Consider the following 21,048-nt stretch of genomic DNA (forward strand, 5'->3'; position numbering starts at 1 on the left):
ATTGAAAAAGCAAGTGTCCTATTACGACTCCTTGCTTTTCTATCATCTTAACTTTGATTTTGTTCTTTTTCAAGTTTATACTCTTGAAATCTTCTATGTACCGTAGCCTTGGATACATTATACCCCATACCTCTTAAAGTCGATGCAATTTCTGCAAAAGTTAATTCGTTTTTCCTTAAACGCACCACTTCATCAATCGGGAACTTTATGCGTTCCCTTCCTGGAGCTTCATGTATATTTGATAAATTATCCTCTGGTCGATAACCATTTTCTATTGCCTTATTCATACCGCGTTTGATTTTAATGTTATGTAATTTACGTTGATATTCCTCCACTATCGAAACAATTTGCAAAACCATAGAGTCTGAATCAGAGATTTCCATTTCACCTTGTTGTGAAATTGTGTATATTTTAATGTTTAATTTATTTAATTGATGTAGTAAGGCAATTTTAGTATTCCCTCTGCCTAATCGGGTTTCGTCCTGTATAAAAAGACGATCAGCTTTACCTGAAGAAAATAAGTCGAGCATATGAAAGATTCCTTCTCGTTCAATTTCATAGCCACTCATTTTTTCCTCTATGATATCGACGACTTCCACATTATATTGACTAGCTAGCTTCGTTAGTTCATCCTTTTGCCTTGCAAGCGAAGTCGTTTGTTCCTCTTTGTTAGTACTTACACGACAGTATATGACAGCTTTCATAGCTGCTCCCACCTTTGACTTGTTAGCTAATAGATATTGCATAATATAAGATTACTAGAGTTAAACCAAAAAGTGAATAAAATGCTAAATCTAGTTTTGAAATTTTATTAAACATCTACATCGCCTCCAAATAGAACTTTTGTTCGCCTTTTGATTAATTTTATTATAACAGAACATTCGTTCCTGTCAACAGATTTCCCGAACGAATGTTTGTTTCTTGCAAAAAGACATGGTATAATACTATTAATTTCAATATATGTACGAGGTGAAAAAATATGACCAAGCTATCGAAAAGGCAAGAAGCAATCTTGGAATACATAAAAAATGAAGTCTCCGTTAAAGGATATCCACCTTCTGTTAGAGAAATTGCAAAGGCGGTTGGTTTGGCCTCAAGCTCTACCGTACATGGCCATTTATCTAGATTAGAAGAAAAAGGGTTCATTCGAAGGGATCCTACTAAACCAAGAGCTATAGAAGTTTTAAACTTGGAGGAAGATGGTGAGCCCATCCCAAGAGATGAAGCCTTATACGCTCCTGTAATTGGTAAAGTAACCGCTGGTGAGCCAATCACCGCGATTGAAAATATTGAAGAATATGTACCTGTACCATCTCATTTAGCCATTTCTGAAGATGATCTATTTGTACTGAATGTCCAAGGGGAAAGTATGATAGAGGCCGGAATCCTAGATGGAGACCGTGTCATTATCCGCAAGCAGCAAACAGCTCAAAATGGAGAAATTATCGTAGCGATGACAGAGGACGAAGAGGCAACCGTTAAACGCTTTTTTAAAGAGAAGGATTATATCCGATTACAACCGGAAAATGCAACCATGGAGCCGATTATCGTTAGAGATGTAACGATTCTTGGTAAAGTAATAGGCTTGTATCGTGATATCTATTAAATCTATTAAACAATAGTAAAAATCCCTAACCAATATCGGTTAGGGATTTTTACATTTATTAAATTAATACGTCTGAATATACTGCTCGCGTTCCCAAGGATGAACCTGTGTACGGAACATATCCCATTCAATCTCTTTCGCTTCAACAAAGTGCTCGAACAGGTGTTCTCCAAGAGCATTCACAAGAATCTCATCCTTCTTAAGTAACTGAACAGCATCATATAATGTTGCTGGTAAGTCTTCTACTCCATTTTTTATACGCTCCTCTTTATCCATAACATAAATGTTACGGTTAACAGGTGCTGGAGCTTCTAGTTTGTTTTCTACTCCATCTAATCCAGATGCCAACATTACTGACATGCCAAGATATGGGTTGGCAGAAGGATCCACACTTCTTACCTCAATACGTGTACTAATGCCTCGAGAAGAAGGAATACGTACTAATGGACTTCTATTCTTTCCAGACCAAGCTACATAACTTGGGGCCTCATAACCCGGAACTAGACGCTTGTAAGAGTTTACGGTTGGATTTGTGATTGCCGTAAAGCTTGTAGCGTGACGAATAATTCCAGCAATAAATTGATAAGCTGTTTCACTTAATTGTAAATCACCTTTTGGATCGAAAAAGGCATTTTCGCCATCTTTAAATAATGACATGTTCGCGTGCATTCCAGAACCATTCACACCGAATAGTGGTTTTGGCATAAAGGTAGCGTGTAATCCATGTTTACGAGCAATTGTTTTAACAACTAGCTTAAAAGTTTGAATATCATCACAATGCTTTAAGGCGTCAGAATATTTGAAATCAATTTCGTGTTGGCCTGGTGCCACCTCATGGTGAGACGCTTCGATTTCAAAGCCCATTTCTTCTAGTTCTAACACGATATCACGACGGCAGTTTTCACCGAGGTCTGTTGGCGCTAAGTCGAAATAACCACCCTTATCGTTAAGCTCCATGCTTGGTTCACCATAATCATCTAATTTAAATAAGAAAAATTCTGGCTCAGTCCCGATATTGAAGGCACTAAATCCTAGCTCTTCCATCTTCTTTAGGTTCTTTTTCAGATTATATCTAGGACAACCTTCAAATGGTGTTCCATCAGGATTGTAGATATCACAGATAAAACGAGCAACCTTCCCTTTTTCTGATGTCCATGGAAAGACAACAAATGTGTCAAGATCAGGATATAGCATCATATCTGATTCCTCAATTCGAACGAAACCTTCGATTGATGATCCATCAAACATCATCTTATTGTCAAGTGCCTTCTCTAATTGACTTAATGGAATTTCCACATTCTTAATGGTACCTAGTAAATCGGTAAACTGTAGTCTGATAAATTTCACGTTTTCTTCTTTAACTGTTTTCCAAATGTCTTCTTTAGTGAATTTTGATCCCATAAATTCTTTCTCCTCCTAATTATAATTACTACCAAAACGTTTTCGTTTTAATAGTTGATAGTGTGAGTATCACTACACCTATGGCTTCACCTTACTGGTTCACCATCAGGCGAGATTTCTTTAATGGAAGAATCGAGATAATTCTCCCTGTCTTAACGATGGCTTGTTAAATCTCCCTGCATCAAACAATTCTTTTCTGAGCATTTCTCGTAGTTCTTTGTCACTGAGAGATTGTTTCACTTCAACTTCTGCTTGTGGTTGTTTTGGTTCGTCCTTAGCTTGCGACTTCATAGCAAGCATTTCTTTAATTCCTGCTAAATTTACGCCTTTTTCGATTAACTCCTTAATCTCAAGAAGACGATCCACATCGTTAAAAGAAAACAGTCGACGATTCCCTTTAGTACGAGCTGGATGTATTAATTTATGTTCTTCATAATATCGAATTTGTCTAGCTGTTAATTCTGTCAAAGATGTCACGATACTCATTGGAAAGAGAGGCGTCGAGCGACGATTCATATCACTCATTTCGAATACCTCCTATTCATTAATTTAAATACATTATATCTTTTGTTCAGATATCTGTCAACACATGTTAGGAAAGTTAACATGAGTTTTTTAAAAAAAAGAGTAGTTTTCGTTAAACTACTCTTTTGTTGCATTAAACTCGATTTTAAATCCTTTTTCCATCAAATTTTCTAAAGCAGACAGAACCGCTATTTTCACATGTTCATAGGTTAATCCACCCTGTACATAAGCTGTATATGGGGGTCTAATTGGTCCATCAGCTGTTAACTCTATACTCGCACCTTGAATAAAGGTTCCAGCGGCCATGATGACATTGTGGTCATATCCAGGCATAGGGCTTGGATATGGTAACACGTGTGAATTAATCGGTGATGCCTTTTGAATCGCCTGACAGAATGAAACCATAGAATCTTGATCAGCAAAGATTACAGATTGAATTAAATCTGTTCGTTTCTCCGTATAAGAAGGATTCGTATTAAAACCACATTGGTCTAAAATACAAGACGTGAATATTGCCCCCTTCAAGGCCTCGCCAGTTATGTGAGGGGCCATGAATAATCCCTGATACATTTCCTGAAGACTATACAAAGATGCCCCTGCCTCTTTTCCAAGCCCCGGGGCTGATAAACGGTTAGCACATAAGTAAACTAAATCCTCACGTCCCACAATGTAACCACCTGTCTTTGCTAGTCCACCGCCCGGATTTTTAATTAACGACCCTGCCATTAAATCTGCTCCAACATCAGTTGGTTCGTTTTCCTCCACAAATTCACCATAGCAATTATCCACGAAGACAATACAGGATGGGTCAATGGTCTTCACATAGGTAATCATCTTCTCAATTTCATCAACGGTAAAAGATGGTCGATCATCATATCCCTTTGAGCGTTGAATGCCAATAACCTTTGTTTGTTTGTTCATTTGTGCTTTCACTTGGTCAAAATTTACAGATCCATCTTCCTTTAATTCGACATGGCGATAACCAATCTGAAAATCCTTTAAAGAACCTTCCCCTTCTCCTCCGACAACCCCTTCTAACGTATCATAGGGCTTACCAGTAATATAAAGTAGTTCATCTCCTGGCCTTAAGACACCAAAAAGGGAAAGGGTAATGGCATGAGTCCCCGAAATAATTTGGGGACGCACAAGGGCGTCCTCTGTTCCAAAGGTCTCCGCAAAAACTTGTTCTAACACTTCTCTTCCCATATCATCATAGCCATAGCCTGTAGTTGGATTAAAGTGGCTATCACTAACTTTATGGGTTTGAAAGGCTTTTAACACCTTTCTCTGGTTATGTTCTACAATTTTTTGCACGCGTTGTTGGTATGGTAATATGGTTTGTTCAATCTTTTCTGCTAGGTCCATTAGCTGTTCTTGATACATAATTTTATTGCTCCTTATTAATGTAATGTTGATAAATAGGATGATTCGGATCCACATATCCCGTTAAAGTAAAGTCCTCTGTTTCGGGTATGAACGTTTCGGATTCGACAATGGTATGATTTTTGATTCGGTTAAGTAAATTCCCATCATAAACAGGCAAAGTCATTTGGTAGTACTTCCACTCACCTTTCACAACATCTTCAATTTTCTTGAGAAGCCTATGAATATCCTTTGAATCAAAAGCGCTCATCGTAATAAAGGGATAGGAGTTCGGAATAAAATCCGCTCGAAAGCGGTCAGATTTATTATAAACCGTTAACATTGGTAAATGGTCGGCTCCTAATTCTTCTATCAGTTCATAAACTGTTTTCTCATGTAGGGGAAAATCCTCATTTGAGCCATCGACTACATGTAGGATAAAATCCGCCTCGGTTACTTCTTCCAGGGTTGAACGAAAAGCAGCGACTAAGGTTGTCGGTAAGTCCTGGATGAAGCCAACTGTATCGGTAATAATGGCTTGAAATCCATTTTCTAATTTCACCTGTCTCGTGAGTGGGTCCAATGTAGCAAATAATTGATTTTCCTCCAGGGATTCACTGTTTGTCAGCTTATTAAACAGGGTTGATTTTCCAGCGTTTGTGTAGCCAACAATTGCAATTTGGAAAGCTTTGTTTTCCTTTCGTCGCTTTCGATACTGGTTTCGCTGATTCACCACGGTTTCTAGTTGATGCTTTATCTCTGTAATGCGACGACGAATATGACGGCGATCGGTTTCTAGTTTAGTTTCACCGGGACCTCTTGTTCCAATCCCCGCACCTAAGCGTGACATTTCCGTTCCTTGCCCATGTATTCTTGGAAGAAGGTATTGCATTTGAGCAAGCTCAACCTGCAGCTTCCCTTCCCTAGTTTTAGCTCGTCCAGCAAAAATATCGAGAATTAGCTGTGTACGATCAATCACCCGGGCATCCAGGAGATTGGCGATATTCCTGAGTTGCCCAGGTGAAACCTCATCATTTAATATTACAAGATCAAATTGCTCATGCTCAAGCTGTGCCTTTATCTCATTCAGCTTTCCCTCTCCAATATAGTAAGCACGATGGATACGATCTCTTTTTTGAACGACAACATCTACCACTTTTCCGTTTGCGGTTTTCGTCAGCTGTTTAAGTTCTTCAAGAGAGGTATAAAAGCGGTCTTCATTTTCTCCTTTGATTTGACAGGCAATAAGTAAGACTCTTTCTCTACGGTCCATATATAAACTCCTTTACGAAAACGAATCATCTTTTAGTACGAAATCTTCAGGTTTAATCGAAACTAAATCCTTTGCACCATATTTATCTGTTGCAACAAGGCGAAGAGCTTGCCTTCGAATCGCTTCCTCCACCTTATTTCTCACATATCTACCATTTGAAAAATTGGTGTGCTGATTTTTTTGTACATGTATTAAATGATATCTTAATTTATCTGCTGCTGATTTTGTTAATTCGTATTGTTTACGCTCAGTTATAATGTGCGCAATATCTAATAATTCATCAACACTATAATCTCGAAATTCCACTACAATTGGAAATCTTGATTTCAAGCCAGGATTCAAGTAAAGGAAGTGATCCATTTCATCTGGATAGCCTGCTAAAATAAGGACAAAATCCTGATGATAGTCCTCCATATGTTTCACAAGCGTATCAATGGCCTCTTTTCCAAAATCCTTTTCGCCACCCCTTCCCAAGGAATACGCTTCATCAATAAACAACACTCCACCAAGAGCTTTTTTAATTAAATCCCTTGTTTTTTGGGCGGTATGACCTATATATTCCCCAACGAGATCTGCACGTTCTGCCTCAATGAAATGCCCCTTAGAGAGGATATTCATTTGATAAAAAAGCTTCGCAATCTCGCGTGCAATCGAAGTCTTTCCTGTACCGGGGTTTCCTTTGAAGAGCATATGAAGCATTTGGTGTTCCGTCTTCAAGCCTGCTTCTTCTCTTTTACGGTTTACGACTACGTTTGCATATATTTCTTTAATCGTACTTTTCAATTTTTCCATACCTATATAGGAAGCAAAGGCCTGATCAATAAATTGAAATAGATGGTCGGATTGGCGATTGGCAAAATGGTGATAATCCTTGGGTTGAACAGCGTTATTTTGATCATGTAAAACAATATTGATTTGCCCTTTACGCTTTGCTTGTAAATTCAATTTCATTCACCCCTTATCTACGTTTACTATACGTAAAACAAGGGGAATTTGTGACAAATGCCCATCGAGAACTAAAGCGCAAGCGCCTTCGAAACAAGAAAACAACTTGTTTCTGCAATGAATACACTAAGGAGCTTTCCTTAGTGGTCAGCCTAAGGCAGGCATAGGACAAGCCCTGACGTGGTGTTTTTTGCCCCGATCGGATTAGCTTATGATCTCGAGGGGGTAGGCGCTGGAGCTGGACGTGGTTTTTATGAGAGTAAACTTATCCACGGGCACAATTTTATAATTTCCTAACCCACAATAAAACGGATGCCAGAAGCATCCGTTGTTTTTAGCTTATTCTTTTTCCAAATTAACGGCTTTTGTCGGTGCGAATGTTGAAATCGCATGCTTGAAAATAAGCTGCTGCTTACCATCTACCTCTAGAAGGACAGTGAAATTATCAAAAGATCTCACAGTTCCCTTCAATTGGAATCCGTTCGTTAAAAAGACTGTAACCGGAACACGCTCTTTTCGAATTTGATTTAAAAATTGATCTTGGATATTCACAGATTGAGCCATGAAACTTCCTCCTCTATTTATCTATACTATAATAGTTCGTGATTTTTTAAAGCATTCCTTCTAAATCGTGAAAAATTAGTGAAAATGTCTCATCTACTGTCGATTCAGAAATGGAATACCAACGTACATCTAATTTGTTACGAAAGTATGTATACTGGCGTTTGGCATATCGCCTTGAATTACGTTTCAATGTTTCGATTGCCTCTTCAAGGCTGACATCCCCTTCAAAATAAGGGATAAATTCTTTATAGCCAATCCCCTGCATGCACTGGGCATCCTTTAGCCCAGTTTTAAACAATGCTTTCACTTCTTCCAAAAGACCTTCCTGCATCATTTGATCAACACGTTGATTGATTCTTTTATATAATTCCTCCCTTTCCATGTCTAGCCCAATTAGTATTGGTTTATATGGGGATTGATCTACCTGCTGTTTTTGCAATTCAGATTTTGTTAAGCCTGTTTTTTCGTAAATTTGTAGCGCTCGTATGACTCTCCTAATATTATTTGGGTGAATTACTTTTGCCTGTTCACGATCAACCTCTTTTAATTTTTCAAAGTAGGGCTCTATACCTTTTTCAGTAATCTTCGCTAGCATTTGTTTTTCGAAATTTTCATCCCTTTTCTCACTAGAAAAGTTAAAGTTATATAATGTCGATTGTATGTAAAAACCTGTTCCACCAGCTATAATCGGTAAATGATTACGTTCGTGTATGGTATCAATGTAGTGTTGCACATTTTCCTTGAATTCCGCTGCTGAAAAGCTTTCAAAAGGCTCTTTAATATCAATCATATAATGGGGAATTCCCTGCATTTCTTCATGTGTAACCTTGGCCGTACCTATGTTTAACCCTTTATAGATTTGCATGGAATCTCCACTAATGACTTCTCCATCAAACTTCTTAGCCAATTCTACACTTAGTTTAGTTTTCCCAACAGCTGTTGGCCCAACGACTGCGATGACTGTTTTTTTCATTCATTTTCCCCCGAAACCAAGTCAAGAATTATGTATACAATAATTGGTAATCATCTTTCCTTATTATACATGAAATGACTACATATGCAAATTTTACCACCTATTATCCAACATGTGGAAAGTTAGAGAATCTTAGACATTATAATTGTACCATATCATAGTCACCCACAAATGAAAATAAGTGAATCGAATCAATATTGTTTACTACCATAAAATAGACCGGCACATTCTTATGAACATGAGCCGGTCTATTAAAAAGTTTTGTTTACATTACTCGTTTGAACATCTTCTCTAATTCATATTCCGAGAAAAAGATAATAATTGGTCTGCCATGCGGACATGTGAACGGATCCTGACATTGTCGTAGATCTTCAAGTAATCGAAACATGTCATCATAATTTAAATGATGGTTGGCTTTAATTGACCTCTTACAGGACATTAATATGGCAGCATCTTCCCGTAGTTTCTTGATATCCACCTTCTGATTTTCGAGGACTTGGTCAACCATGTCACGTATGATTTCCTCTTCTTCTCCCTTAGGAAACCATTGTGGATGAGAACGGATGATATAAGTATGCTCGCCAAATGGTTCAAAAAATAGCCCCACAGTTTTCAAGTCCTCTTGATGGGCTTGAATAAATATCGATTCCTGTTTCGAGAACTCGAATGTTAAAGGAACGAGTAGCTGTTGGAGCTCTTCTGGAACAGCCCCTACTTTTTCCCGATAAAATTCGTATTTAATTCTCTCCTGTGCCGCATGTTGGTCTATTAGATAAAGCCCTTGATCATTTTGAGCAATAATATAGGTGCCATGAGCCTGACCGACAGGATATAATACAGGAACTCGATCCTTTTCTTCTTTTACAGATTCTATCGTCTCTGCCTCTATTTCCTCATCGCTATCCTCGAAATCAGGTTCTGAAAACGTCGGTTCCGGATAAGAAGGGGTTGGATCTTTGATAGGTTCAGGATTAAAAATGGATTGGCTTTCTGAATGGGAACCCATTAGTTTTTCCCACGGAATCTGATTAACCTGATTATCTGATTCCTGGTGATTATATTGTAACGAAAACGACCCTTGTTCAGACTTCTCCTTCTTCGGTTTATCCTGTTTAATCTCGGGAATCAAGGTTTGTTGTTTGAACACATTTTTCACAGCTCGCTCAATCGCCTCAAACAATTCCTTTTCCTTACTAAACCTTACCTCTAATTTGGCTGGATGAACATTTACGTCCACTAAATACGGATCCATTTCAATATTAAGTACGACTAATGGGTACCTTCCAATGGGCAATAAAGTATGATAACCTCTCAAAATGGCCTTATTTAACATATGGTTCCGAATATATCGTCCATTCACAATCGTTGACATGTACTGGCGATTGGCTCTCGTAATTTCCGGTCGGGCAATAAATCCGGTAATTTCAAAATCTAGCGTCTCATGTTGTATGGGCAACATCTTTTTAGCGGTTTGCATTCCGTAGATTTGACTGATAACTTGGCGCTGATCACCTCGACCAGATGTATAAAAGAGTCGCTTCCCATTATGAATGCATTCAAAACGGATTTTAGGATAGGACAAAGCCATACGATTTAACACATCGGTAATATGTCCAAGTTCGGTGTGTATGGTCTTCATGTATTTTAACCGAGCAGGTGTATTAAAAAAGAGATCTTTCACGACAATTTCAGTACCTTTTCTGGCGTCACTCCTTTCATTTGAAATGAGCTTACCACCTTCAAGGATGAGATGGTTGCCTGCTTGTTCACCTGTTGACGTGCGCATCGTTAAGCGACTAACAGCAGCTATACTGGCAAGTGCCTCCCCGCGGAAACCCAATGTGTGAACCCGAAATAAATCTCCCTCTGATGATATCTTACTTGTGGCATGACGAAAAAAAGCTCGTTCGCAGTCATCTTCCGTCATCCCATCCCCATCGTCTGCTATTTTGATGGTAGATAATCCCGCTTCTTCTAATTCAACCTTGACCCAAGAGCTGTTCGCGTCGATGCTGTTTTCAACCAACTCTTTTATAACGGAGGAAGGCCTTTCGACAACTTCCCCCGCCGCTATTTTATTTGCGAGATGATCAGGCATGAGTCGAATGTTCCCCATCCTTTTGCCTCCTCCGTGTTATTTTAGTTTTTGCTGTATGGAAAAAAGAGTGTTCATCGCTTCCATTGGTGTCATGTTTAGTAGGTTCAGAGTTTTTAATTCTTTTACAACCTTTTCTTCACTAGTGTTAACTTTAGGCTTTTGTTCCACTGGCTCTGGTTCAGCTTGGAAGAAATCAAGCTGCTTCTCTTCTACCTTAGGGAGCGAATTAGAGCCACTTGTTTCTTCAAATTGATGCAAAATATCATAAGCCCTCTCAATCAATTCCTCTGGCAGCTCTGCTAGCTTTGCTACATGAATTCCATAGCTTTCGTCAGCCGCACCATCTTGAATTTTATGAAGAAAAACAACCTTCCCCTCATGCTCTTCTGCCTTTACATGAACATTTTTTAACCTTGTTAATGAATCATCTAAGGAAGTTAGTTCATGATAATGTGTTGAAAATAAGGTTTTAGCATGAATACTTTCATGAATATATTCTACGATGGCCTGAGCTAAGGACATTCCATCATAGGTGCTTGTCCCACGCCCTATTTCATCGAGTAAAATCAAGCTATTTTCAGTCGCTTTTGTTAAAGCATGCTTGGCCTCTAGCATTTCTACCATAAAAGTAGATTGTCCTGCTACGAGGTCATCAGCGGCACCAATTCTCGTGAATATTTGGTCAAAGACAGGGAGTTCTGCTGAATCACAAGGAACAAAACATCCAATCTGCCCCATTATGACTGTTAAGGCTAACTGTCTCATATACGTACTTTTACCAGCCATATTCGGACCTGTAATAAGAAGAATTTCGCTGTTTTCGTCCATCCTAATATCATTTGGAACGAACATCTCATTTTTCATTACCTTCTCGACTACGGGATGGCGACCATTCTCAATAAGTAATTTGCGACTTTCCGTAAAGGACGGTTTTATATATTGATTTTCGTCACTAACAATGGCAAAGCTTTGCAATACGTCTAACTGACTGATTTGGTCTGCAAGGTGCTGTAGTTCTGTTATATATCCCTTTACTTGCTCACGGATATCGATAAAGATCTCATATTCTAGCTCAACACTTTTATCTTCAGATTCTAAGATAAGAGATTCCTTTTCCTTAAGCTCAGGTGTAATGTAACGCTCTGCATTACTTAAGGTTTGCTTTCGTTCATAGCGCCCCTCCGGAATTAAGTGGAGGTTGGCTTTTGTCACTTCTATATAGTACCCAAACACTTTGTTATAACCTATTTTTAAGGACTTAATGCCGCTTGCCTCTTTTTCCTTTTGCTCTAATTCGGCAATCCATTGCTTCCCATTTCGAGATGCGGAGCGGTATTGATCCAGCAAGTGGTGAAAGCCATCTTTGATGATTCCACCTTCTTTTATCGATAATGATGGATCATCAGCGATGCTTTTTTCTAAAAGATTCGTTAACTCTGTTAAAGGATTAAGTTGGGACGCCAATCCCTTTAAATCCTTTTGTTCAAACTGAGATAGTAAATCCTTAATTTCAGGTATTTGCTTCAGTGACTTCTTGAGTTGAATTAAATCACGGGCATTGACATTACCAAATGCCACACGCCCAGACAGACGTTCTAAATCATACACTTCTTGCAAAGCATCTCGTAATGCTTCCCGTTCAAAATACTGTTCAATTAACCCTTCCACTTGCCCATGGCGTCTACTGATGTCGTCAACGGATAAAAGAGGGCGATCAATCCATTTCTTTAACATACGTGCCCCCATGGCTGTGACGGTCTTATCTAATACCCAAAGGAGGGAGCCCTGCTTTCCTTGTTTCCGAATTGTTTCCGTTAGCTCAAGGTTTCGTTTCGAATACATATCTAAATTCATATATTGTTTTAGTTCGATATATTGAACCTTTTGCAGGTGGGTTAAAGCTCTTTTTTGAGTCCGGGCCAAGTATTGAAATAACCTTCCGAATCCAGAAATTAACTTGTCCTCTTTTAAATTGTCAACTAGATTCATATATTCTTCAGGTATATCAGTATTGTCTTCAACAGAAACAGTCATAAAAAGTCTTTGTTGTAAAGCTTCCTTCAATTGCTCATTGAAATCAGGTGGTACGACAATCTCTTTTACGGGGCGATTAAATAGTTCACTTAACACCGAATCAAATTGTTCTTCAATCTTCGCGACACTGTTTTCACCAGTGGATAAATCATTATAAGCAATAACGTATTCTGTATCAGAAAATGGTGTTAAGGAGGCAATATAATTATTCTCTTTATCATCTAGCAACTCGTCCTCCATAACGGTCCCAGGGGTAATCACTTGGATGACTTCTCTTTTGACAACGCCTTTTGCTTGTTTTGGATCTTCAACCTGTTCACATATCGCCACTTTGTAGCCTTTTTCAATTAAGTTTTTTATATAATTGGCAGCCGAGTGATAAGGTATTCCACACATGGGAATCCGTTCATCGCCACCATCTCGACTTGTTAATGTAATTTCGAGTTCCTTTGATGCTTGTAAGGCATCATCAAAGAACATTTCGTAAAAGTCTCCTAAACGAAAAAATAAAAAAGAATCCTTATATTGTTCTTTGATTTGTAAATACTGCTTCATCATTGGTGTATACTGCGCCATACTACTTCCCCCAACGGATTATAGGTTTCTTGTCTCATCTTGTTATTATATCACATTTCCTGTCTATTCTTGAAAAGGTATTGCTTTTTTCCGAAATGCTCTTTTCTAAGTTGTTTATGACTTTAAAGATATAAACTGCGACATAGTTAGACTCTTTAGTGTTGCTTGATTCGTTCTGAATAATATTGAGTGACCCCGGAGCGCAGCGAGGAGGCTCACCGCTCGCCCGCGGAAAGCGAAGTGTATTTCCGTAGCGACGGTTTATACACTCATCTTAAAGAGTTGGAACACGCTAGAGTTATGTCGCAGTTTCTATCTACTGCACAGTATAAAAACCAATAACTTATACGAAAAAGCCTTCCAAAAAGAAAAACCTGGCTTAGTTAGCCAGGTCACCAGTACTATCTGTCACTTTCACCATCAGAGGAAGAAGAAACATCTGGGTTCACATCAGCAAGTTCAGCTTCCAATTCATCGTAATCAAAGTCGTCATCCGTTTCCACATATCCATGAGGATCTAATTTTACAACAACCTTTGTTTCTCCAATAACCTCTACGATAAATTCCTTTTCAACCTCTACTAAAATTTTATTGCCAGAATCATTAATTTTGCATTCTAAGCAGTTTGGTTGTTGAGTAGCTCGAGCGATTACTTCTAGATCATCGGTAATGCAGTTATCATCCTTTATCGCTAACGGAATTCTTTCTGAGTATGTTACTTTATCTGTTACGACCTCTGTCTTCGTATTATCATTAAAGGAATACCATACATTAATATCGTAAGAGCCGGAAACCTCTACAAAATCTCCTCGTTTTCTTGCTTTATAATGATGATTAATAACCCAGCACCCTAATATACTGGATGGACTATGATGTGGTGAAATAGTATGTGATGCTTCTGTAAATCTTTTACCTTTCCCGATAACAGCTTTTGTAATAATTTGCCGCTTTTCTTTGCCAAGCAATGACATATAGCTTACCTCCTTCAAATTGATTCCATGACATTTTATTCAAGACATCCGCCCGAAGTGCAACATATCTTGGAATTCTCTTCTTTTTTAAAAACTAGTTATCTGTCTAATAAAAGCTTATGCAGACGGATATCATTGTGTGTATGGAACAAGTGAAGAAAGCAACCCTATAAAAAAGCTGCCCTTGTCAAGGACAGCCCTGCTAACATTTGAATTAGTGGTGACAGGATTGGTCATTCTCTTTCTGAGCCTTAGTTTGCCCAGTAAGGACATCTCCACCTGTCGAGCGGATGATTTCATTGGTTACTTCACGTGCAATCGTACCTGAAATCATTTGTAGGATGTCATTAATGGTCACTTGGATTTCTTTAAATTCAGCTACAATTGGAATTTCATCCAATTCCGCTTGCATGCGATCCAATTCTTTTTCCGCTTTTTCTTGCGCTTCCTTCTTGCCATAATGCTGAAGGTTAACAGCTTGTTTTTGCATCGCCTTAATTCGTCTAATTAAACTCTGAACACGCTCGTTATTATTTAATTTCTCTTCAATTTGCTTAAAACGATCAATCTCTTCAATATTAGCTAGCATATTCGCTAGTTTATTTGCTTCATCTACAACTTGTTTTCTAGTATATTCTGCCATATTATCTCACCTCTGCCGCTTCTTCTATCATTTCTCCATCAAGTGTCCAGCTTTTTGTCTTTGTAACTTTTACCTTAACAATTTTACCAATGGCTGATTTAGGACCTCTGAAGTTTACTAGCTTTTGCTCTGGTGTGTAACCTGCTAGAATATCAGGGTTGTTTTTACTTTCGCCTTCAACTAAGACCTCTACAACTTGATCCTGATATTTTTTCAAGGCTTCTCTAGAATATTGATTCACTCGTTCGTTTAGACGATATAGACGTTCTTTTTTCACTTCCATAGGTACGTTATCCTCTTTTTTGGCAGCAGGTGTACCTTCACGCGGGGAATAAATAAACGTATAGGCACCTTCAAAACCTACTTCCTCATAAAGCGTCATCGTTTCTTCAAATTGTTCATCCGTTTCATTTGGGAAACCAACTATAATGTCCGTAGTTAAAGCAGCGTGTGGAATCGCCTCTTTAATTTTACGAACAAGCTCTAGATAGCTTTCCCGAGTATATTTACGGTTCATGAGCTTAAGAACCTGGGAGCTTCCGGATTGAACAGGTAAATGGATATATGGCATAAGGTTTCCACCCTTAGCTAATACTTCAATTAGACGGTCATCGAAGTCTCTTGGATGGGAGGTTGTAAAACGGACTCTTGGAATATCAATTTTACGAATTTCATCCATTAAATCACCCAAGCCATATTCCATATCTTCAAGGTCTTTTCCGTAGGCATTTACGTTTTGACCTAGTAATGTAACCTCTTGATAGCCCTGAGCAGCTAAATGTCTGACCTCTTGAATAATATCCTCAGGACGTCTAGAACGTTCCTTACCACGAGTCATTGGAACAATACAATATGTACAGAATTTGTCACAACCATACATAATGTTCACCCAAGCTTTGGTTTTGCCTAAACGAGCTTTTGGAAGATTTTCAATGATATCTCCCTCTTTAGACCAAACCTCCACAACCATTTCCTTGCCAAACATCGCCTCTTGTACAAGCTGTGGTAGACGGTGGATGTTATGAGTTCCGAAAATTAAATCGACATGGTGATGCTTTTGTAAAATCTTATTCACCACAGATTCCTCTTGGGACATACAACCACACACACCAAGAATAAGCTCAGGCTTTTCCTGCTTTAATGGTTTTAAGTGACCCAATTCCCCGAACACTTTGTTCTCAGCGTTTTCACGAATGGCGCAAGTATTCAAAAGAATAATATCTGCTTCTGTGGTTTCTGTTGTTGCCTCATAGCCTAGTTCAGTTAATATACCAGACATAACCTCAGTGTCATGTTCATTCATCTGGCAACCATATGTCCGGATTAAAAATTTCTTTCCTTCTCCAATACCCTTTACGTTATCAGGAATTGAAAAATCTTCATGATATTGAACTTCTTGCTTTCCACGCTTTCTTGCTTTGTTTATATTGGGTGGTTCATACGTTGTTTCAAAGTACTTTACGAAATCATCAGATGATTTGCTTTTTAAACGTTCGAGGTTTTCCTGGTCGGATTTTACGTCCGATGGATTTCCTTGACGAATTTGATTCATCTCTTTACGTTGCTGCTCGTTCATATCGAAACTCCTTCCTCATATACTCTCTAACTGTATCATTATAGCAGGGACAGACGAAAAAAGAAAATCAGATTTACCCTTCGTTCATGGTTTTGTCACAATTTTTCGTTCACTTCTGATCAAAATGTACAGGACATCCATCCTCCGTACATTGACCAATCGGAACAATTTCTCGTTTTGATGCAATCCAATCATACACTTTTTGTCCAAAACCAAGTACAATGGACATAGATAATAATGGGACAAATACTCTATACCTTGGTATTCGTTTGGCAATTTCTACAATCGTATATATACCAGAAAATGAACTCCCATCACGCTTACGAATACTATAAATTCGTTCCTCTACATGAAGACCATCCAAATGATATTCTCTGAACACTGTAGGCTCGCGTATAGAGTAAAAAAGAATCTGCCCTCGTCGATCAAGCTTTTGGATGTTTTGCTTGGCTCTTTGACATAAGGGGCACCAACCATCATAAAAAACAATCAAAATATCCTTCTTCATTTCAATCCCCCCATTTAGAAAGGAGTTTAGATGTTGAATATTTTAGTCGCCGGTGGAACCGGATTCATTGGACAAAATCTCACACAATCACTTATTCAAAAAGGACATCATGTTTATATCCTAACACGTAAAGCTAACATGAGTAGTCAATCTCCATACGTTCACTATATCACATGGCTTAGTCAAGATGACAATATCCCGCAACAACTTCCCACTATTGATGCGGCCATAAACCTCTCAGGTGATCCTTTAAATAAAGGAAGATGGACACAGAAGAAAAAGGATGAAATTATTAATAGTCGAAAAATAACCACTCAACACATTTTTCAACTGCTAAAAGATTTTAATCCAAAACCAAGTGTCCTTATTAACGCATCAGCTGTAGGGGTTTATGGTAACTCAAACACTGATACTTTCACAGAGGAATCCGTATCTTTACGTAATAGTTTTCCTTCTCAAGTATGTGAGATTTGGGAAAACGAAGCATTGCAGGCTGAATCATTAGGTGTTAGAACGGTTTTAGCCAGAATAGGCGTTGTACTAAGTAACCAAGGAGGAGCATTACCAAAAATGACCATGCCCTATCGCCTGTTCATTGGTGGTAAAGTGGCTTCTGGGGAGCAATGGGTATCATGGATTCATATCCATGACCTTGTAGAGTTGTTTCAATTTGCAATCCATAACCAAAGTATAAAAGGCCCAATAAACTTTACTGCCCCGAATCCAGTACAAATGAATGAATTAGGGAGACAAATTGGAAACGCGTTAAACAGACCTCATTGGTTCCCAGTTCCAACGATTATGTTACGAACCATTTTTGGGGAAATGAGTGAGTTTCTATCTGAAGGACAAAAGGTGATTCCAAAAAAAGCGGTAGATCAAGGGTATTCGTTTACATACCCACATTGTGATCAGGCATTGAAGAGTATTTTACGTTAGGATGCGGTGTTGGCTAGGGCTGGGTAATTCAAATACTAAAAATCACAATTAAAATACTGAAGTTTCTCTCGGTAATGCTGAAGATTGGGTTTTTAGCTAAAGTTACATAGCAAGCAGCTAAAGCCTGCCTCGCATATGCTAAATACCAAGCGAAATTTGCTAAAGATGACCCTGATTATGCTAAACGCCGTCCAGCACCTTGCACTCAATAAAATATTAGTCAAATAGCATACAAAAAAGTTGACTCCAACTAGCTAGAGTCAACTTTTTCTAATCCATCTACTAATTGCAAGCTATGATCATGTATAGCCTTGTCGTAAATTTGAAGATTTGCGCTATTTACCTCGTATTTTGCGCTTTCCCAGGAAATTTCCCATTACATAAATTCTGAAACGAGTTGATCAAACTTCTCTCTTTCCATTCCTAATTCGGAATCCTTTAGCGGCACTTCTCGATAGCCTTTGACCATCTCCTGGTAGGATTTCTTTTCTTTATCCTGATAAATCAAGCCTGTCACCAAACTATCATGATCCATTAAGGTTTTCATCGCCAAACCTCTGTCACTCGGATCATAATCTTCAATGGAGGACACCTTAACTAGATTTTCTTTGAACCATTCATACGTATTCACCTTATTATACGTTACGCAAGGACTGAATACATTGATCAAGGAGAAACCTTTATGATTTACACCCTGCTCAATGATAGAGGTTAAATCTTTAATGTCACTAGAAAAGCTTTGGGCCACAAAAGTAGCACCGGAGGATAAAGCCATTTCCATCAGATTGACAGATGATTCGATTGAACCTTCTGGAGTACTTTTGGTTACAAATCCTTCCTGACTTCTAGGTGACGTTTGCCCCTTCGTTAATCCATAGATTTGGTTATCCATTATAATGTAAGTAATGTCGATGTTTCTTCTAATCGCATGGATGGTATGCCCCATGCCGATTGCAAGGCCATCCCCATCACCCCCGGCAGCAATTACTGTTAAATCACGATTCGCCATTTTAACTCCCTGGGCAATTGGTAAAACCCGTCCATGAATACCATGAAAGCCATAAGCATTCACATATCCCGATATCCGTCCTGAACAACCAATACCAGATATCAGTGCTAGGTCATCTGGTTCTAAGCCAAGGTTGGCGGCTGCTCTTTGAATGGATGCTTGCACGGAGAAATCCCCGCATCCAGGACACCAGTTAGGCTTTACATTGTTTCGAAAGTCTTTAACTGTTGCCATGTAGCATCACCTCCTGCATACAGTCTTGATAAATTTCGTTCGGTAAGAAAGGTGTTCCATCATACTTTAAAATGCTTGAAATTTTATCAGCATGACCAACATTCATCTTAATGATATTGGCTAATTGTGCGGTTGCATTGTGTTCAACTACAATTACTTTTTTGGCTTTTTCGATGAGTGGTTTTACTTCTTCTGTAGGGAATGGATGTATGAGTCGTAAATGTGCATGATTAACTTTTATACCCTCATTCTCTAGTCGTGACATCGTTTCCTCAATCACGCCTCGAGTAGAAATATATCCTATAAATAGTAGATCTGGAGTATCATGCTTTGCATTTGTTGCGACTGGTGTTGGAAAGTATTTTGGTAGGTCTTTTAATTTGCGTAGTCGTTTATCCATTTGTTTTTTACGATTATCAGCTTTTTCGGATGGCTTTCCGGTTTCGTCGTGCTCAACCCCTGTTACATGGAAAACACCATTTTTCGTACCTGGTAATAGTCGTGGGGAAATGCCTGACTCTGTAACTTCATAGCGCTTAAAATACTCCCCTTTACCCAACTTAGGTAAATCAGGCTCTAGTTCTAGGTTTCCTCTTCTAACTTCAACACGGTCAAAGTCTAATGTATCCACTGTCTGCTTACCTAATGATAATTGTAAATCTGAAAGTAAAATAACAGGACATTGGTATTCCTCTGCTATGTTTAGCGCTTCTACAGCATCATAAAATCCTTCTTCAACTGTACTTGGTGCGATCACAACTTTCGGAATCTCTCCGTGTGTTCCATAAATCATCGCCATTAAATCTGACTGTTCTTGTTTGGTAGGTAATCCGGTACTTGGACCCCCTCGCTGAGTATCAACAACTACGAGTGGTGTTTCGGTCATCCCAGCTAACCCGATTGATTCCATCATTAAGGAAAGCCCTGGTCCTGCTGAGGCTGTAATCGCGCGAACACCACCATAATTAGCACCAATAGCCATGGTTGCGGCCGCCATCTCATCCTCTGTTTGTATAACAGTTCCACCGTAACCTGGTAGATGCTTTATCATAAATTCCATAATTTCTGAAGCTGGTGTGATTGGGTATGCTGCCATAAAACGGCATCCCCCAGCCAAAAAACCAAGTGATATGGCATCATTACCAATGAGATACATTCGTTTGGTACCATCAGCTGGTTCCATTTTTAGTTTAGACGGTGTGCCATTGGCTTCCGATTTGATGAAGTCAGCACCTTTTTCAATTGCTCTCATATTATTTTCAACTACTTTTGATCCTTTGCGCCCAAAGATTTGCTCTACAATTCCAAAGTAATTGTCTGTTTCCAAATCTAAAATAGCACTAGATGCTCCAACGGCTACCATATTTTTCATCAGCGAGCTTCCGAGCTCACGTGCTATATCTGTGAAAGGAACAGCATATAAGATTACATTAGTTCCTTCAGGTATCGTCGGTTTAAATTTAGCATCCGCAAGAACGATTCCTTCATCCTGTAGCTCATGAAAGTTTACATCAATGGTTTCTTGGTCAAAAGCTACTAAAATATCTAAGTCATCCTGTATCGATCGTACTGGTGTAGTGGATACGCGTATTTTGTTATTCGTATGCCCTCCTTTAATTCGAGATGAAAAATGTCGGTACCCATATAGATAGTACCCTAAATGATTCATAGCTGTAGCGAAAATTTCTCCTGTGATTTCAATTCCTTCTCCTTGTTGTCCTCCTACTTTCCATGAAAGTTGATTGACCATTCTTTGAGACACCCCCTTAGTATATTGTTACAGAACACGGCCTCATTTAATGAGGTCGTAT

18 protein-coding genes are annotated in these 21,048 nt (G+C 38.7%); 2 read left to right on the forward strand and 16 right to left on the reverse strand.

Annotated features, from left to right (window positions below; translation table 11 throughout):
- Window positions 1-47 precede the first annotated feature (47 nt).
- Complete coding sequence (locus GH754_RS03055; RefSeq protein WP_153727270.1) at window positions 48-704, reverse strand: YneB family resolvase-like protein; 657 nt, start codon at window positions 702-704, stop codon at window positions 48-50.
- 275 nt (window positions 705-979) lie between these two features.
- Here GH754_RS03055 and lexA point away from each other — a divergent pair, with 275 nt between their 5' ends.
- Window positions 980-1,606, forward strand: coding sequence for a transcriptional repressor LexA (gene lexA / locus GH754_RS03060; protein WP_153727271.1), 627 nt, complete (start codon window positions 980-982; stop codon window positions 1,604-1,606).
- A gap of 63 nt (window positions 1,607-1,669) precedes the next feature.
- Here the strand turns inward: lexA and glnA are convergent, their stop codons facing one another.
- The 13 genes from glnA to GH754_RS03125 form a co-directional block, all read right to left on the reverse strand.
- Entirely contained in the window at window positions 1,670-3,007 is a 1,338-nt protein-coding gene (gene glnA / locus GH754_RS03065; RefSeq protein ID WP_153727272.1) for a type I glutamate--ammonia ligase, read from the reverse strand.
- A gap of 120 nt (window positions 3,008-3,127) precedes the next feature.
- The gene (locus GH754_RS03070) at window positions 3,128-3,532 is read right to left on the reverse strand and encodes a MerR family transcriptional regulator (RefSeq protein ID WP_153727273.1); all 405 of its coding nucleotides are present in this window, start codon (window positions 3,530-3,532) and stop codon (window positions 3,128-3,130) included.
- 117 nt (window positions 3,533-3,649) lie between these two features.
- On the reverse strand, window positions 3,650-4,915 hold the full coding sequence (locus tag GH754_RS03075) for a methionine gamma-lyase family protein (RefSeq protein WP_153727274.1): 1,266 nt from the start codon (window positions 4,913-4,915) through the stop codon (window positions 3,650-3,652).
- A gap of 4 nt (window positions 4,916-4,919) precedes the next feature.
- Window positions 4,920-6,167 carry a GTPase HflX gene (gene hflX, locus GH754_RS03080; RefSeq protein WP_153727275.1) on the reverse strand — a complete coding sequence of 416 codons (1,248 nt, stop codon included), beginning with the start codon at window positions 6,165-6,167 and terminating at the stop codon, window positions 4,920-4,922.
- A gap of 12 nt (window positions 6,168-6,179) precedes the next feature.
- Window positions 6,180-7,118 carry an AAA family ATPase gene (locus GH754_RS03085; RefSeq protein WP_153727276.1) on the reverse strand — a complete coding sequence of 313 codons (939 nt, stop codon included), beginning with the start codon at window positions 7,116-7,118 and terminating at the stop codon, window positions 6,180-6,182.
- A gap of 333 nt (window positions 7,119-7,451) precedes the next feature.
- Window positions 7,452-7,676 carry an RNA chaperone Hfq gene (gene hfq / locus GH754_RS03090; protein ID WP_153727277.1) on the reverse strand — a complete coding sequence of 75 codons (225 nt, stop codon included), beginning with the start codon at window positions 7,674-7,676 and terminating at the stop codon, window positions 7,452-7,454.
- A gap of 46 nt (window positions 7,677-7,722) precedes the next feature.
- On the reverse strand, window positions 7,723-8,649 hold the full coding sequence (gene miaA, locus GH754_RS03095; RefSeq protein WP_153727278.1) for a tRNA (adenosine(37)-N6)-dimethylallyltransferase MiaA: 927 nt from the start codon (window positions 8,647-8,649) through the stop codon (window positions 7,723-7,725).
- 265 nt (window positions 8,650-8,914) lie between these two features.
- Complete coding sequence (mutL, locus tag GH754_RS03100; protein ID WP_153727279.1) at window positions 8,915-10,765, reverse strand: DNA mismatch repair endonuclease MutL; 1,851 nt, start codon at window positions 10,763-10,765, stop codon at window positions 8,915-8,917.
- Window positions 10,766-10,783: 18 nt separating this feature from the next.
- Window positions 10,784-13,357 carry a DNA mismatch repair protein MutS gene (mutS, locus tag GH754_RS03105; RefSeq protein ID WP_153727280.1) on the reverse strand — a complete coding sequence of 858 codons (2,574 nt, stop codon included), beginning with the start codon at window positions 13,355-13,357 and terminating at the stop codon, window positions 10,784-10,786.
- Between the two features lie 401 nt (window positions 13,358-13,758).
- On the reverse strand, window positions 13,759-14,328 hold the full coding sequence (cotE, locus tag GH754_RS03110; RefSeq protein WP_153727281.1) for an outer spore coat protein CotE: 570 nt from the start codon (window positions 14,326-14,328) through the stop codon (window positions 13,759-13,761).
- A gap of 214 nt (window positions 14,329-14,542) precedes the next feature.
- Window positions 14,543-14,971 (reverse strand): RicAFT regulatory complex protein RicA family protein, encoded by a 429-nt coding sequence (locus tag GH754_RS03115; RefSeq protein WP_153727282.1) that lies wholly within the window; start codon window positions 14,969-14,971, stop codon window positions 14,543-14,545.
- 1 nt (window position 14,972) lies between these two features.
- Window positions 14,973-16,547, reverse strand: a complete 1,575-nt coding sequence (gene miaB / locus GH754_RS03120) for a tRNA (N6-isopentenyl adenosine(37)-C2)-methylthiotransferase MiaB (RefSeq protein WP_153727283.1) — start codon at window positions 16,545-16,547, stop codon at window positions 14,973-14,975.
- A gap of 109 nt (window positions 16,548-16,656) precedes the next feature.
- Window positions 16,657-17,055, reverse strand: a complete 399-nt coding sequence (locus tag GH754_RS03125) for a thiol-disulfide oxidoreductase DCC family protein (protein WP_153727284.1) — start codon at window positions 17,053-17,055, stop codon at window positions 16,657-16,659.
- Window positions 17,056-17,088: 33 nt separating this feature from the next.
- On the opposite strand from GH754_RS03125, the gene GH754_RS03130 reads away from it, so the two are divergent.
- Complete coding sequence (locus GH754_RS03130; protein WP_153727285.1) at window positions 17,089-17,994, forward strand: TIGR01777 family oxidoreductase; 906 nt, start codon at window positions 17,089-17,091, stop codon at window positions 17,992-17,994.
- A gap of 376 nt (window positions 17,995-18,370) precedes the next feature.
- Here the strand turns inward: GH754_RS03130 and GH754_RS03135 are convergent, their stop codons facing one another.
- On the reverse strand, window positions 18,371-19,237 hold the full coding sequence (locus tag GH754_RS03135; protein WP_153727286.1) for a 2-oxoacid:ferredoxin oxidoreductase subunit beta: 867 nt from the start codon (window positions 19,235-19,237) through the stop codon (window positions 18,371-18,373).
- A complete protein-coding gene (locus tag GH754_RS03140; RefSeq protein ID WP_153727287.1) occupies window positions 19,224-20,987 on the reverse strand; it encodes a 2-oxoacid:acceptor oxidoreductase subunit alpha in 1,764 nt (587 codons plus the stop codon). The genes GH754_RS03135 and GH754_RS03140 overlap by 14 nt, the downstream gene beginning before the upstream one ends.
- Between the last annotated feature and the right edge of the window lie 61 nt (window positions 20,988-21,048).

Origin of the sequence: Salinibacillus xinjiangensis (genome assembly GCF_009649735.1) — a bacterium.
Taxonomy (GTDB): Bacteria; Bacillota; Bacilli; order Bacillales; family Alkalibacillaceae; genus Salinibacillus; species Salinibacillus xinjiangensis.

Excerpts from the sequence above, each read along its gene's own strand:
- hfq (WP_153727277.1), bottom strand. The coding sequence starts at position 7,676 with ATGGCTCAATCTGTGAATATCCAAGATCAATTTTTAAATCAAATTCGA.
- GH754_RS03125 (WP_153727284.1), bottom strand. The coding sequence starts at position 17,055 with ATGAAGAAGGATATTTTGATTGTTTTTTATGATGGTTGGTGCCCCTTA.
- hflX (WP_153727275.1), bottom strand. The coding sequence starts at position 6,167 with ATGGACCGTAGAGAAAGAGTCTTACTTATTGCCTGTCAAATCAAAGGA.
- glnA (WP_153727272.1), bottom strand. The coding sequence starts at position 3,007 with ATGGGATCAAAATTCACTAAAGAAGACATTTGGAAAACAGTTAAAGAA.
- mutS (WP_153727280.1), bottom strand. The coding sequence starts at position 13,357 with ATGGCGCAGTATACACCAATGATGAAGCAGTATTTACAAATCAAAGAA.
- miaA (WP_153727278.1), bottom strand. The coding sequence starts at position 8,649 with ATGAAAAAAACAGTCATCGCAGTCGTTGGGCCAACAGCTGTTGGGAAA.
- miaB (WP_153727283.1), bottom strand. The coding sequence starts at position 16,547 with ATGAACGAGCAGCAACGTAAAGAGATGAATCAAATTCGTCAAGGAAAT.
- GH754_RS03115 (WP_153727282.1), bottom strand. The coding sequence starts at position 14,971 with ATGGCAGAATATACTAGAAAACAAGTTGTAGATGAAGCAAATAAACTA.
- mutL (WP_153727279.1), bottom strand. The coding sequence starts at position 10,765 with ATGGGGAACATTCGACTCATGCCTGATCATCTCGCAAATAAAATAGCG.
- GH754_RS03075 (WP_153727274.1), bottom strand. The coding sequence starts at position 4,915 with ATGTATCAAGAACAGCTAATGGACCTAGCAGAAAAGATTGAACAAACC.
- GH754_RS03055 (WP_153727270.1), bottom strand. The coding sequence starts at position 704 with ATGAAAGCTGTCATATACTGTCGTGTAAGTACTAACAAAGAGGAACAA.
- GH754_RS03085 (WP_153727276.1), bottom strand. The coding sequence starts at position 7,118 with ATGAAATTGAATTTACAAGCAAAGCGTAAAGGGCAAATCAATATTGTT.
- GH754_RS03070 (WP_153727273.1), bottom strand. The coding sequence starts at position 3,532 with ATGAGTGATATGAATCGTCGCTCGACGCCTCTCTTTCCAATGAGTATC.
- GH754_RS03135 (WP_153727286.1), bottom strand. The coding sequence starts at position 19,237 with ATGGCAACAGTTAAAGACTTTCGAAACAATGTAAAGCCTAACTGGTGT.
- cotE (WP_153727281.1), bottom strand. The coding sequence starts at position 14,328 with ATGTCATTGCTTGGCAAAGAAAAGCGGCAAATTATTACAAAAGCTGTT.
- lexA (WP_153727271.1), top strand. The coding sequence starts at position 980 with ATGACCAAGCTATCGAAAAGGCAAGAAGCAATCTTGGAATACATAAAA.
- GH754_RS03140 (WP_153727287.1), bottom strand. The coding sequence starts at position 20,987 with ATGGTCAATCAACTTTCATGGAAAGTAGGAGGACAACAAGGAGAAGGA.